This window comes from Falsochrobactrum tianjinense, assembly GCF_019100495.1.
GTDB lineage: Bacteria > Pseudomonadota > Alphaproteobacteria > Rhizobiales > Rhizobiaceae > Brucella > Brucella tianjinense.
Map to the genome: position 1 here is coordinate 1,143,899 of NZ_JAHRVA010000001.1, position 13,205 is coordinate 1,157,103.

Below are 13,205 nucleotides of genomic sequence, written 5' to 3' on the forward strand. Positions count from 1 at the left end.
GCGATCATATGCCGTGGATAGCAGATCTGATAGCGCCCCCTAGCCTCTATCAATAAATGCAGGAACCGCTGACGCGCAATATTTTTTCGCGCTTATGTTCAGCCATCCGTTCCCGTTTCGATAATCCCACCATTTTCCACTGTATGGCAAGATGGCTCGCGTAATTTAATTTTACGTGCGTACCGCCGAACTTGTGAGTAGATCCGCAGCAAATAGCCTAAACACCGTATAATATACTACAAATAGCCCAATATTTAGGGTTTCTCACAAAGCTGCATGAGATGTTCGATAAAGACGGCGATTTCTTCCACCGCATCAATATGAAAAACTGGAAGATTCTCATCAATCTGTGGATGGTCGCTGGCTATCGCCACGATACTCGGATTGCTTGCGGACAGAGGAGGTCCTGCGTGACCGCCTTCTCGTCTCAGTTCGATCTTGGGGTGAGATTCGCCCTTGTATCCCTCCACAAGCACAAGGTCGCAAGAGGCAAGCTTGCACGCGATCTCATGCAAGGACGGTTCTTCCTCACCCATATTCTCATGCATTATCGCATAGCGGGCCGATGATACGATGGCGACTTCCACCGCGCCCGCCTCGCGATGTCGCCAGGAATCGGTGCCCTGATGATCGATATCGAAATTATGATGCGCGTGTTTAATGGTGGAAATGCGATAACCCCGTTTGGTAAACGTTTGCACGAGCCTTTCGGTCAATGTCGTTTTGCCGGAATTCTTCCAGCCCGTAATACCAAATAGTTTTTGCGTCATTTCAGTGCCTCATTCAGCCGTCTGGCCTCGGCAAGATCATCTGGCCGGTTGATATTGAAGAACGGGTCATAGGTTTCATTCCGCCCCGGTAGAGTGACAAGCGGGAATTCTACCGTTTCAAAGCCGATATCGGTAGCAAAGGCCAGCACACTCGCTTTCTTTGCATCCGCCAGCCATGTTTCAAGCATCGACACAAGCGTGGTTTCCCAAAGCCCGAAAACAGGATGAATGCGATCTCTAGAACTGGCGAGTACAATTCTTGCGCCGGTTTTCCGCCGACGCTCATAAAGCTGGCGGCCAAGATCTTGCGGAAAGAAAGGGCTGTCGGCTGCGGCGCTGAGCAGCAGTGGAAATGTTGGGATGAAGCGGAGCGCCGATAATAGTCCGATCAGCGGTCCGCCATGATCGGCTTTCACATCTGTGGCAATTGGATATCCCAAGGGTTCGAAAGGGGAAGGATCGCAATTAGCATTGATGAAAAGAAGATCAACTTGCGGCGAGAGCCGTCTGGCGACGTGTTCGATTATCGTATCGGAGCCAATACGCTGAAAGAATTTGTCGCCCAAGATTCCGCCTTCCTGCATCCGGCTGGAAATCCCGCCGGCAATAATGGCGCCGGCAACTTGGCCTGACGCTTCTTTCATGACGGCTCCACTCCTGTTGGTTGAGCAGCAAGCGTGCTCCTGTGTTTTGTGCGCTTCTTGAGGACCTTTTCACGATAGACCATATAGACGCCGCTGCCCACGACCAGAGCCGATCCGGCGATCGTATAAGCATCCGGCGCCTCACCAAAGACCACGGTGCTTAACACAATGGCCCAAAGGAGGCTGGAATAACGGAATGGCGTCACAAAAGAAATTTCACCTTCACGCATGGCCAGAATGATGAAATGGTAGCCGACCAACAGCAGACCGGCGGCGACCGCTGCAAGCAAGACAGATGTCAGGCCGATGGGCTGCCACCCGCCCATGGGGCCGGTAAGCGCGCCGCCTGTTAGGGTTATGGCGGCTGTTGTTACCATGGAAAGATAGAGCGTGGAGACATGGGCGGGAACGCGCCGGGTGGCGAGATCGCGCATGGCTGCGAAGCAGATGCTCGCGAGGAGAATTGCGACAGCACCCAGACTTGCTGCGCTGTCAGCACCGGGGCGGATGATGATCAATACGCCTACCAGCCCCCCGGAAATGCACAGCCAGCGCCGCCACCCGACCTTTTCCTTGAAAAATAACACAGCTCCCAGTGTAACGACCAGCGGTGTGGCTTGAAAAACTGCCGAACAGAATGCTTGCGAGAGATGGCCCAGCGAATAAATATAAGTGATGGTGGCCAGAACTTCGCCCAGAACGCGTATTATCGTCATCCGCTCCAGCGAGAACTGGCGCAAAGCTCCGCTACGCCATGCAAGAAAGCCGATTGCCATGGTGGCGAAAATACCGCGCAGCAGCATATATTGGCCGCTGTTCATCTCAGTGAGCAGATATTTCGTGATGGAATCGCCTATGGTGAAAGTGCCCATGGCGAGAAGCATAAAAATACTTGCGCGGAAGTTAGCTGACTGCGGCACGATAGAGAATCCCGTTTAGGAATACATATCGCCCCAGCATAGCTTTCGCGAGTGTTATTTATACTTGAAATAAAAAGACTGTTATTGTTTTCTAGCCGCCTGTAAGACTCATGTGACGAGCGACAGCAGGGCGGTTGTGATCCCGGTCGATGATGAAATCGTGTCCCTTGGGCTTGCGTGAAATGGCTTCATCGATGGTTTCACTCAACAGCGCATCGCTTTCGCTGGCGCGCACCGCCTGCCGCAGGTCCGCATCGTCATTCTGACCCAGGCACATATAGAGCATGCCAGTGCAGGTGAGGCGTACACGATTGCAGCTTTCGCAGAAATTATGTGTTAGCGGCGTAATGAAACCAAGGCGGCCGCCGGTTTCCGCAATCGTGACATAGCGGGCAGGGCCGCCGGTACTATATAGGCTATCATGGAGCGTGAACTGTCGGGCGAGGTCGGCACGCACTTGCGAAAGCGGTAAATATTGATCCGTGCGGTCAAACTCGATTTCGCCCATTGGCATGGTTTCGATGAGTGTTAGGTCCATGTTGCGGCCATGGGCCCAGCGAATCATGTGGGCTATTTCGAGTTCGTTGAAGTTTTTCAACGCGACTGCATTGATCTTGACGCTGATACCAGCCTTCTGTGCGGCCTCTATCCCTTCCAAAACCCGAGATAGATCGCCCCAACGGGTGATCTCGCGAAATTTGCCGGGGTCAAGTGTATCCATGGACACGTTGATACGGCGTATGCCGCAATCAGCGAGTTCATCTGCAAACCGGACGAGCTGTGAGCCATTGGTGGTCAGCGTCAGTTCATCCAGAGTGCCGGATGCAAGGTGGCGGGAGAGGCTGCGGACGAGATGCATGATATTCTTGCGCACAAGCGGTTCGCCGCCCGTAAGGCGCAGTTTGCGTACGCCTCTATTGATAAACGCGCTGCAAATCCGATCGAGTTCCTCCAGTGTGAGCAGGTCTTTCTTGGGCAGAAAGGTCATATGCTCTGCCATGCAATAGGTGCAGCGGAAATCGCAGCGATCTGTCACCGAAACACGTAGATAGGTGATGGCGCGCCCGAACGGATCAATCATTTGTCCGACCGGAGAAACAAGGGGCTGTGTTTGAGAGTGTTGCATCCGATAAGCCATTGTTTCACATATTGCAGAGCGAAATCTGTACTTCTCTTCATGACATAGGTTTTCCAGGAGCCTTTGTCCAGTTTGCACAATAATCAAGCGGTTTTAAGGAGGGGCGGCATATCGACAGTCCCTTGCAAAAGCGGGATACTGGCGCAGCTTGTGAAAATGGAGAACTGTAATGAGCGATGTCTGGCCCACCGAGTTGCGCGTTTCCAGCGACCGGAAAATGCTGACAGTGGCTTTTGAGGATGGAGAACGGTTTGATCTGACTGCGGAGCTGCTGCGCGTGCTCTCGCCATCGGCGGAAGTGCAAGGTCATTCGCCCGAACAACGGGTAACGGTTGGCGGCAAGCGCGATGTCGAGATCATGAAGATGGAGCCAATTGGCAATTATGCCGTGCGCATCACCTTCGATGACATGCACGATACTGGATTGTTTTCATGGACTTATCTCCACAGGCTCGGCGTTGGGAAGGACACGCTTTGGCAGAATTATCTCGATGATCTTTCGCAAAAAGGGCTGACCCGCGATCCCAGAAGATAAAGGCGGCCTTTGCCGCCTTTCGCTATCTCAGCTTAAATTGAGTTCCTTGAAGAAGTCATTGCCCTTATCGTCGATAATGATGAAGGCAGGGAAATCTTCGACCTCGATGCGCCAGATCGCTTCCATGCCAAGCTCTGGATATTCCACGACCTCGACTTTTTTGATGCAGTCTTGTGCAAGGCGCGCTGCCGGTCCGCCGATGGAGCCGAGATAGAAGCCGCCATGCCGACCGCAGGCTTCACGCACCTGGCGCGAGCGATTGCCCTTTGCAAGCATGACCATTGAGCCGCCGAACGACTGAAACTGGTCGACGTAGGAGTCCATGCGACCTGCCGTCGTGGGTCCGAATGAACCGGAGGCGTAACCGGCGGGGGTCTTTGCTGGGCCCGCATAATAGATCGGGTGATTCTTGAAATAATCCGGCATGGGTTCGCCATTTTCGAGGCGCTCGCGAATTTTCGCATGTGCCAGATCGCGTGCTACGATAATTGAACCGGTAAGAGAAAGACGTGTCTTTACAGGGTGTTTCTCCAGTTCCTTAAGTATCTGCTCCATGGGCTGGTTAAGATCAATCTTGACCACATGCGATGACAGTTTCTCCTCGTCGATCTCGGGCATATACTTGGCCGGATTGACTTCGAGCTGTTCCAGAAAGATACCTTCCTTGGTGATCTTGCCCTTTGCTTGTCGGTCGGCGGAGCACGAAACCCCAAGGCCGATCGGCAGCGAAGCGCCATGGCGCGGTAGCCTGATGACGCGCACGTCATGGCAAAAATATTTGCCGCCAAACTGCGCACCGACCCCCAGAGACTGCGTCAGTTTATGAATTTCAGCTTCCATCTCCAGGTCACGGAAAGCATGGCCTGCCTCCGATCCCTGGGTGGGAAGGCTGTCGAGATAGCGAGTAGAAGCAAGCTTGACGGTCTTGAGATTCATCTCCGCCGAAGTGCCGCCGATAACGATGGCCAGATGATAGGGCGGGCACGCTGCCGTGCCGAGTGTCAGGATTTTCTCTTTGAGAAAACCCACCATCCGGTCATGCGTGAGAAGCGATGGCGTTCCCTGAAACAGGAATGTCTTGTTGGCTGAGCCGCCGCCCTTGGCGACAAACAGGAACTTATAGGCATCTTCGCCTTCCTGATAAATATCGATCTGAGCAGGCAGGTTGTTCTTGGTGTTTTTTTCCTCGAACATCGAAATCGGCGCAAGCTGCGAATAACGCAGGTTTTTTTTGTTGTAAGCGTCCAGAACGCCTGCGCCGAGCGCGTCCGCATCACCGCCTTCTGTCCAGACGCGGCGGCCCTTTTTACCCATGATGATCGCAGTACCCGTATCCTGGCACATCGGCAGAATACCGCCGGCGGCGATATTGGCGTTCTTCAGCAGATCATAAGCAACGAAGCGGTCATTATCGGTGGCTTCCGGATCTTTCATAATGTTTGCGAGTTGCTGTAAATGCCCTGGGCGCAACAAGTGATTGATATCGGCAAAGGCTGCTTCCGAAAGAACGCGTAGTCCCTGCGGATCGACATTGAGAATTTCCTGCCCTTTGAATGTATCGACCGACACATGATCGGAAGTCAGCTTACGATAAGGGGTATCGTCTTCACCCAGAGGGAAAAGATCGGCGGCGCTTGCTTCTGCCATCGTAGTACCTCGCTTGCTTGCCCGCAGCGTCGGCCAGAATCATTTCAAGTTCCAGGATGCGCTACGCGGTTCTTTTTAGGGCTTTTAGCGTGATGCAGAGCGGATGCCACTGCGGCACATTGTTCATCTCGATTGGCGGGGAATGCGATTGTGCTCTGCAAGTATACTTTCATAAAAACATGATAGAGTTGCCCGCAAAAATGCGCGGGAGAGCATCAGCGTTAAAAGTTTCTATACGAGATTCGTTAATCCTGCCTCTGGATTTTGAAGCGGATTCGCATGACAGCGATTGCATGGAATGGCGGTGGAAATGCAGTTCTCCAAACCTTTGTATCGGGATGTAAAGGATTGCCGCAAGCGCGGATCATATATCCGCAACGCCATGGTTTTTGCCTTTGCGGCATCGACGTTTTTTTCCGTCATGCCGGCGCAAGCCGCGAATTCCTTGCTGGAACTGTTTCAGCAGCGCCGTCAGCAACAGGCCGAATCCACTTCGACGCCCACGCGAGCTGCCCCGTCCGTTCCTGCGCAACGAGCTGTAAAACCGGCTTCCGCCCCGCAATCTGCCCCCAGAAACATACCGCCTGTGCAACAACGCGTCACCGTGAAAGGACCACAGGTTTACGATTACAAGCCCGATCCGCTGGTGAAGGTCGATTTCAGCGCGCTCGATATGCAGGTTACGGCAGCGGTCGATACGCTTCGTCTCGACCCATTTACTTCCGGTATGTCGCCGATTGGTGCACAGTACCGTGAAAAAACACACGGCGAAGCCGCATTTGATGCGGCAGCAGATTATCTGAAATTCATCAACGTTATGGCAGAAAAGCGGATTGCCGAAGCGCTGGTTGCTTTCTATTCGGAAAATCGCTCGTTTCTATGGACGGCGGATAATAAGGTCCTCGATAAGGCCAGCAATATCGCTGCTTTCTTTGCGCTCGCCGCCGAAGATGGGCTGAACCCGAACGAATATGCAGTTGCCATTCCCGCAAATCATTTCGATCCCGCCCGGATTGCCGAACGGCAGCAAAAGCTGGCCGACTTTGAAATCCGCCTGTCTGCGCGCGCTTTGCGTTACGCAATCGATGCGGGCGAGGGGCGAATCGTTGCCGACCGGCTAAGTGGTTTTCATGATCTACCGAGAGGCCGCGTGAATCCAAAGACTGTGCTTGAAAGGCTGGTTTCGGAAAGCAACCCTGTTGCTTACTTGAAAAGCTTTCAGCCCGATAATGCAGCTTATGCTGCGTTGAAGCGTGGACTGGCGGAAATCGGGGAGCCGAAGCGACAGCCTGTCCGTATTTTGCTGGATAGGGCGATACGCCCTGGTGATGAAAGCAGCGAGATCGGCAAGGTCATAGCGCTCATTAATCGGCATGCGCCCGCAACCTATCTGGAATTACACCGCGATGTGCTTGAGGCTCATGCGGATGCAAATTTCTATGATCCTGAACTCATATCGGCGATCAAGAGTTATCAGAGGCTTTCTGGCAATACGCCGGACGGTATTATAGGCAAGAACACTGTAGCTGCATTGCAAGGTGAGCAGGATTCAATCAAGCGGGATCGTATTCTTTATTCGATGGAACGGCTTCGCTGGTTGCCGCACGATTTCGGTTCGCGTTACGTAATGGTCAATCAGCCATCTTACCGGGCCGAGTATTTTGAAGGCGGACAGGAAAAACTGGCCATGAATGTGGTGATTGGCTCGCCGCGCCACCAGACATATTTCTTCTATGACAAGATACAGACTGTTGTTTTCAATCCGTCCTGGGGTGTGCCGCGTTCAATCATTCTCAATGAAATGCTGCCCAAGGTAATGCGCGATTCGAGCTATCTCGACCGCAACGGCTATGAAGTCTATGTACGGGGGAAAAAAGTCCCGGCCAGCGCGGTGAACTGGTATGCGGTTGCCGCAGGCAAGGCGCATGTCGGTATCCGCCAGAAGCCGAGTCTTGATAATGCTTTGGGTGAATTGAAGATCCTCTTCCCCAATGAGCATGATATTTACATGCATGACACACCCGCGAAGTCTTATTTCAACCGTGATATGCGCGCTTTGAGCCATGGCTGCATCCGTCTTGAACAACCACGCGATATGGCAGCCGCCGTATTGGGCAGGCCGGTCGAAGAGTTGAGCAAATATTTTGGCAAGAACGAACGCGGCCTGAAAGTGGCCGATCCTGTGCCAGTCTATATCGCCTATTTTACCGCTTGGCCGGATACAGAGGGTAATATCCGTTTCTTCAATGATGTCTATGATCGCGATTCGGGTTTGCGGAAGGCATCCGATAAAACGACCCAATCGCGCCTCTCGGCTCTCTGAACAAACATACAAAACTCTTAGGCTGCGCCGTGAAATTACGAACCAAGAAGTGGAACAACGGCTGCAATCCATGGAGGCTGCACTTGACTTTCTATATGCCGTCCTCGTATATCCCGCCCACCTTGAAATGAGCTTTCTGCATTCATGCGAGGTCCTCTGGCTCGGACGGGCGCGTAGCTCAGCGGGAGAGCACTCCCTTCACACGGGAGGGGTCACAGGTTCAATCCCTGTCGCGCCCACCATCAGCGCCGATGATAAACAAGCCGGTGATCGATCAGTATGGTTTGCTGCTGGCTCTTGTTCGCGGATTGATGATATATTGAGCGCCCGGATTTTTCATGGGTGATATCCAAATAAGCCATTGAAGCTGTAGCACACTTCGGCTAAAACGCGCCTTGATGGAGACATTATTGTCTTCAGTGCTGCACCCGTAGCTCAGCTGGATAGAGTGCTGCCCTCCGAAGGCAGAGGTCACAGGTTCGAATCCTGTCGGGTGCGCCATTTCAGTACAGAACCATGAACGCCGAACGCCGCCGTTTCTACGCTTGAAGCGGCGACCAGCGTTCGCAGCAATTCCGACTTCGATCCCATGATGCGAACCTCGTCGTCGGCGACCTCGACACGCTGCGCCAGCGCGCGCAGATGATCGCGGCGGTAGCCTCCACCGTCGAGGCGTATCCGCTCACGAGCCTTACGGGCGAACCCTTTGAGCATATCGGGGCTGATACCCTGATTACCTGAACTGTCGAGCGCAAGCTGCGTGCGTTCGGCGTCGGCGGCGGCTTGATCCCGCAATGCCTTGAGGCTCACCATGCGTTCCTTCGCCATGGCGTCGTCCTTATCCACCATACCGGCTTCGATGGCGTCAAAGAGACGGCCGAGCCGCTGGTCGGCTTCCGCGATTCGCCTTTGAAGCTCGGCAAGATGCTCTCGGCGGCGCTCGGTGCGCTCCTGCCGCCGGTCAATGACGCTGGCAAGGACTGTTTCCAGCCGCTTGGGCTGGAGCAGGCGATCCCCGATATAATCGGCGACCAGATGGTCCAGCTTGCCCATCGGGATCGTGCGGCCCTTGCAGCCGGTTTTGCCCTGCCGGGCCTTGGTCGAGCAGGTGTAGTAGCGATATGTCTGCCCTGCGCTGCCCCGGCCGGTGCGGAGCGTCATCGCGCCTCCGCACTTGGCGCAGAAGCAGATGCCGGTCAGGAGCGTGGGGCCGCTGGAGACGCGCGCGGGCGTCACCATGGGATTGCGGGATTTGAGCCGGGCTTGCACCGCGTCGAATATCTCGCGGTCAATCAGGGGTGGCACCATCATGATCGCCACCTCGCTCTCCGGCTTCTTCTCCCGATCCTTGTGCGAGCGCGTGTTGAACCTGTGCTCTCCGATATAGGTGGTGCGGGTCAGGATGGCGTGAATTTGCGCCAAGCCCCAGCGCCCGCCGTCGCGGGTGAAGAAACGGCGCTCGTTGAGATAGGTGGCGATAGCCTTGACGCCCATCGCGCCGGACGTGCCGTCACCTTCAAGGAACAGGCGATAGATCAGCCTCACGGTGTCGGCGTGCAACGGGTCGATCTCCAGTTTCTTCTTGATCTTCGATCCCCGCTGCTCGGCTGCGACGATGCGATAGCCGATGGGCGGCCGTGCGCCGTTCCAGAAGCCTTGCCGGGCATTCTCATTCATGGCGCGCAGGACGTGCTTGGCGTTTTCCTTGGACTGATACTCGTCGAACAGCGCCATGATCTGCCGCATCATCTGGTGCATGGGATCGTCGCCCATCTCCTGCGTGATAGACACGAGCTTGACGCCGTTCTTCGCCAGCTTCCTGACGTAGAACTCCATCTCGAAGTGATCGCGGAAGAAGCGCGAGAAGCTATGCACCACGACAATATCGAAGGGCGCGGGCTTCGACGTGCCCGCCTCGATCATGCGCTGGAACTCGGGGCGCTTGTCGTTGGTGGCGGTTGCGCCCGGTTCAACATAAGTCTCAACGAGCTGATAGCCGCGTTGCTCGCAATAGGCTTCACCCTGCCGCTTCTGGTCGGGAATGGAAATGTCATGCTCGGCTTGCCGGGCAGTCGAGACGCGCAAATAGAGGGCGGCGCGGGCGGTAGTGGTTGGGTTGTGAATGTTCATGGTCAGCCTCCCATAGCTTTCTTCGCCTTGGGGCGGTCGATCAGGGGCAGCGCCAGTTCCACCCGGTCATGCACCACCTTGGGCGCGAGCTTGCGTCCATGCCCCGGTTCAAGCCGCACAAGGCCGTAGCTCTCCATGGTTTTCAGCGTGCGTGACAGATTGGAGCCGGCCCGGCCGGTGATTTCCGCCAGTTCCTCCAGTGATGCCGGGGCCTTCTCGGCGATGATGCGCAGTAGTTCGCGGTTGCCGGCCGACAGCACCTTGGCGAAGGATTCGGTCGAGGTGAACCACACCTTCGGATCGCCGGGCGCGGGCTTTTCCTCGCCGCGCGCGATCCGCATGGTGCGCGCCTTCATTTCTTCATAGTCGGCAATCCCGACTTTCAATGTGGTCATAGGGCACCTCGCTCCTTCAACACCGCGTCCACCGCCTGCCAGAAGTCGGCCAGCAGAGTGGCCGCATCCTCGTAGGCGTAGGGCTTCACGGTCTGGAGGCGGTGCCGATGGTCCATCGGCTCGCCGCGTCTGGCCCGGCCGACCGGATGGGCGTTGTCGAAGCCGACCAGCCGTTCGCCCGAAGGCCCGTGAAGCGTGAGCGAGTAATCGAGACCGTGTGGCTTTTCCGGGGATGCCGGAATGTGGGTGACGACAAACTTCACCCAATAGCCGCCCTCGGGATCGACAAAGAGCATCTGTCCATCAAGGTCCAGAAGCGTGTCGAGGCCCGGATCACGATGCCCGCTCAAGTCTTTTTCCTATCAGTTTGTGATAGGAAATGCAAGCCATCATCCGGCTTTCTCGGGTTCAGAAGGTCATCGAACACATCGCCAAACCAACGCTCGAACACGTCGATCTCGGCCTCGGTGACGGGAATATCCTCTGGCCAGTCGTCGGTGACGCGCATGATCTGCCCATCCGGGCCGAGAAGCGGCGTGTTGCTGGCTCGCGCCCGACCATCCGGCGCGGGATCGTCGGCATAGTCGAAAAGATCGTCGGGAAGTGGCTCGGGGATGGACTGTCGCGGTCGCCCTTTGCGGGCGCGGCGGCGCTCTGCGCACATGGAATCCTCCTGGGTTGTGGCGGATTCCGGGGCGCTCAAGACCCCGGAATTAAGCGAACCATGGAGGGCAGTCGGCGGGCTGTAGCGTGCCGCATTTGTGCCTATGCGCTGGCGGCACCCCTGATGCTTGACGCAAAAGAGCCCCCTACCAGTCCTTCAGAATTGTGCGTAATTTTGCGCTGAAGACTTCACAGAAAGAGATGCAAGCCGATGCAATTGCACCGTGGCCGCTTGATTGATCATATTCAGCTTGTCGTGCGCGACCTGCAAGCGAGCGAGAGCTTCTATACGGCGGTGATGTCCGTGCTGGGGATACCGGTTCTCATCACGGATAATGGCTACTTCATAGCCGATGAGCTTACCGTATCTTCCGCTGACAGTCCGACCGCTTCGGGCGAGTTGACGGGGCGGCACCATCTGGCATTTCAGGCGAAGGATCGCGAAACGGTTGATGCTTTCTACAGCGCGGCGTTGGCGCATGGTGGGCGCGACAATGGAGCACCCGGTATCCGGTCCTATCATCCGGGCTATTATGCCGCCTTCGTGTTGGACCCCGATGGCAACAACATCGAAGCTGTCTACCAAGGCGAGGCAAAGCGCAACGCTTCGTCAGTCACCATCGAGTTTTAGGGCAAGTTAGCAGCAGTTCGCTATGACCGCTTTGTCCGCAAAGCTGTCACTCAATTCGGGGGTGAGGCATCGCTCGCCGCGCCTTTGCGAAGCCGCGATCCGTGGCGATGAACCGCTCCAGCATGGGCACGATCAGCCTGACGGGATCGGCGGCGGGCTGGCCGCTCTCGCGGGCCAGCACCTCGGCATAGGCGACCAGATCGCAGTGAAGCGGCGCGGGCAGCTCCACAGTGACCTTCACGGGCTTGTCGTCGGGCAGAGGGCCGAGTTTAAGCTTGGTCATGGTCAACCTCCTGTCGGCTCGAACACGAGGTCGCGGGTGACGATGATCCTGACCGGGAAGCCCGGCCGGACGGTGAGCGTCGGCGCGACCTGCAACTGGCGCTGGACGATCTGCTGGCCCGCCTGATTGACGGTATCCTGCGCCCCGTCGCGGATGGCCCGGATAAGCCGGTCCTCGTCGCTGGTGGCCAGCTCCGTGCCGACCGCGAGCAGCGTGGACAGCCCTGCGGCCTTCATCAGATCCCACCAATGATAATCGACGCCATCCTCAAGGCCGGCGTAACCGCTGGCGTCCGCGCCCGGTAGGCGCTCAAGGACGATGGAACGGCCGCCCGGCAGGATCAGGCGATTCCACACCAAGAGCACCCTGCGCTGGCCGAAGGTCACGCCGTCATCGTATTGGCCGATGATGCGGGTGCCCTGCGGGATCAACAACAGCGAGCCGGTCGGGCTGTCATAGACGTTCTCCGTGACCTGCGCGGTGATCTGGCCCGGCAGGTCGGAACGGATGCCGGTAATGAGCGCGGCCGGGATCACGGCCCCGGCCTGAAGGATGTAGGGCGAGGCCGGCGGCGTGACGCGATCCGGCGCGACTGTCTGCCGGTCCACGGGTCCATTGAGGAACGCCGTGTGCCGGTCCTGCGTCGCGGGCTGTCCGCCGAGGCCAAGACCGGCAAGCCCTGGCATGGCCGTCCCTTCCGACGCTGCCGTGCGCGGGCCGGACTGGAAGAACACATTGCTCAAGCGCGCGGCTTCTTCCTCGGCGCGACGGCGTTCCTCTGCGGGATCGACGGCGGGCGTCGCCATGACGGGCGGCGTGACCGGCTGCCCCCTGTTCTGCGCGTCGAGGATCGGGCGGCCGAGATCGCCCGGCAGCGCGGGGCCGAGCACTGGCCCGGTATAGTCGCGCGGCAAACCGGCAAGGCCGTCCGCCGTGGATCGGTTCTCGGTCGAATAGAGTTCTTCGCCGCCCGGTCCTCGATCGCGGGTCTGGAGCGCGTAGATCAGCGCGCCGCCTATGCCGAGAAGCGCGACGGCTCCGACGCCTGCCAGCATCTTGCGGGACAGGCGTGTGACGCGGGGCGGCTCGGCGCGCAAGCGCATGGGGGCGGCAGTATCGGCGATGG

Annotated in this window: 14 protein-coding genes and 2 tRNA genes; 5 read left to right on the top strand and 11 right to left on the bottom strand. The window is 56.9% G+C overall.

Annotated features, from left to right (window positions below; translation table 11 throughout):
- Positions 1-254 precede the first annotated feature (254 nt).
- The 4 genes from mobB to moaA form a co-directional block, all read right to left on the bottom strand.
- On the bottom strand, positions 255-770 hold the full coding sequence (mobB, locus tag KUG47_RS05475) for a molybdopterin-guanine dinucleotide biosynthesis protein B (protein ID WP_217676888.1): 516 nt from the start codon (positions 768-770) through the stop codon (positions 255-257).
- Positions 767-1,414 carry a molybdenum cofactor guanylyltransferase gene (mobA, locus tag KUG47_RS05480; RefSeq protein WP_217676889.1) on the bottom strand — a complete coding sequence of 216 codons (648 nt, stop codon included), beginning with the start codon at positions 1,412-1,414 and terminating at the stop codon, positions 767-769. The genes mobB and mobA overlap by 4 nt, the downstream gene beginning before the upstream one ends.
- Entirely contained in the window at positions 1,411-2,298 is an 888-nt protein-coding gene (locus tag KUG47_RS05485) for a DMT family transporter (protein ID WP_217676996.1), read from the bottom strand. Before KUG47_RS05485 ends, mobA begins: the two co-directional genes overlap by 4 nt.
- A gap of 127 nt (positions 2,299-2,425) precedes the next feature.
- Positions 2,426-3,460 carry a GTP 3',8-cyclase MoaA gene (gene moaA / locus KUG47_RS05490; protein ID WP_217676890.1) on the bottom strand — a complete coding sequence of 345 codons (1,035 nt, stop codon included), beginning with the start codon at positions 3,458-3,460 and terminating at the stop codon, positions 2,426-2,428.
- 181 nt (positions 3,461-3,641) lie between these two features.
- Between moaA and KUG47_RS05495 the strand changes: the two genes are divergently transcribed.
- Complete coding sequence (locus KUG47_RS05495) at positions 3,642-4,007, top strand: gamma-butyrobetaine hydroxylase family protein (RefSeq protein WP_217676891.1); 366 nt, start codon at positions 3,642-3,644, stop codon at positions 4,005-4,007.
- Positions 4,008-4,034: 27 nt separating this feature from the next.
- Here KUG47_RS05495 and KUG47_RS05500 read toward each other — a convergent pair whose 3' ends face one another.
- Positions 4,035-5,654 carry a fumarate hydratase gene (locus KUG47_RS05500; RefSeq protein WP_217676892.1) on the bottom strand — a complete coding sequence of 540 codons (1,620 nt, stop codon included), beginning with the start codon at positions 5,652-5,654 and terminating at the stop codon, positions 4,035-4,037.
- Between the two features lie 382 nt (positions 5,655-6,036).
- Here KUG47_RS05500 and KUG47_RS05505 point away from each other — a divergent pair, with 382 nt between their 5' ends.
- The 3 genes from KUG47_RS05505 to KUG47_RS05515 all read left to right on the top strand — a co-directional run bounded on the left by KUG47_RS05505 (position 6,037) and on the right by KUG47_RS05515 (position 8,478).
- The gene (locus KUG47_RS05505) at positions 6,037-7,977 is read left to right on the top strand and encodes a L,D-transpeptidase family protein (RefSeq protein WP_254799333.1); all 1,941 of its coding nucleotides are present in this window, start codon (positions 6,037-6,039) and stop codon (positions 7,975-7,977) included.
- 167 nt (positions 7,978-8,144) lie between these two features.
- Positions 8,145-8,219, top strand: a tRNA-Val gene (locus KUG47_RS05510).
- A gap of 182 nt (positions 8,220-8,401) precedes the next feature.
- A tRNA-Arg gene (locus KUG47_RS05515) sits at positions 8,402-8,478 on the top strand.
- On the opposite strand, the gene KUG47_RS05520 is transcribed toward KUG47_RS05515, so the two are convergent.
- From KUG47_RS05520 to KUG47_RS05535, 4 genes are read right to left on the bottom strand one after another with little or no spacing between them, the layout of a single operon-like run.
- Positions 8,449-10,107 carry a recombinase family protein gene (locus KUG47_RS05520; RefSeq protein WP_217676894.1) on the bottom strand — a complete coding sequence of 553 codons (1,659 nt, stop codon included), beginning with the start codon at positions 10,105-10,107 and terminating at the stop codon, positions 8,449-8,451. The genes KUG47_RS05515 and KUG47_RS05520 overlap by 30 nt on opposite strands.
- Positions 10,108-10,109: 2 nt before the next feature.
- Positions 10,110-10,502: an HVO_A0114 family putative DNA-binding protein gene (locus KUG47_RS05525; RefSeq protein ID WP_217676895.1), complete on the bottom strand. Its 393-nt coding sequence runs from the start codon at positions 10,500-10,502 to the stop codon at positions 10,110-10,112.
- Complete coding sequence (locus tag KUG47_RS05530; protein ID WP_217676896.1) at positions 10,499-10,852, bottom strand: toxin-antitoxin system TumE family protein; 354 nt, start codon at positions 10,850-10,852, stop codon at positions 10,499-10,501. The genes KUG47_RS05525 and KUG47_RS05530 overlap by 4 nt, the downstream gene beginning before the upstream one ends.
- Entirely contained in the window at positions 10,849-11,166 is a 318-nt protein-coding gene (locus KUG47_RS05535) for a hypothetical protein (protein WP_217676897.1), read from the bottom strand. Before KUG47_RS05535 ends, KUG47_RS05530 begins: the two co-directional genes overlap by 4 nt.
- 210 nt (positions 11,167-11,376) lie before the next feature.
- Between KUG47_RS05535 and KUG47_RS05540 the strand changes: the two genes are divergently transcribed.
- Complete coding sequence (locus KUG47_RS05540; protein WP_217676898.1) at positions 11,377-11,796, top strand: VOC family protein; 420 nt, start codon at positions 11,377-11,379, stop codon at positions 11,794-11,796.
- 46 nt (positions 11,797-11,842) lie between these two features.
- Here the strand turns inward: KUG47_RS05540 and KUG47_RS05545 are convergent, their stop codons facing one another.
- Both KUG47_RS05545 and KUG47_RS05550 read right to left on the bottom strand, forming a co-directional pair.
- Positions 11,843-12,079, bottom strand: coding sequence for a DUF2274 domain-containing protein (locus KUG47_RS05545; RefSeq protein WP_217676899.1), 237 nt, complete (start codon positions 12,077-12,079; stop codon positions 11,843-11,845).
- 2 nt (positions 12,080-12,081) lie between these two features.
- Positions 12,082-13,182, bottom strand: coding sequence for a TraB/TrbI/VirB10 family type IV secretion system protein (locus tag KUG47_RS05550; RefSeq protein ID WP_479691058.1), 1,101 nt, complete (start codon positions 13,180-13,182; stop codon positions 12,082-12,084).
- Positions 13,183-13,205 lie beyond the last annotated feature (23 nt).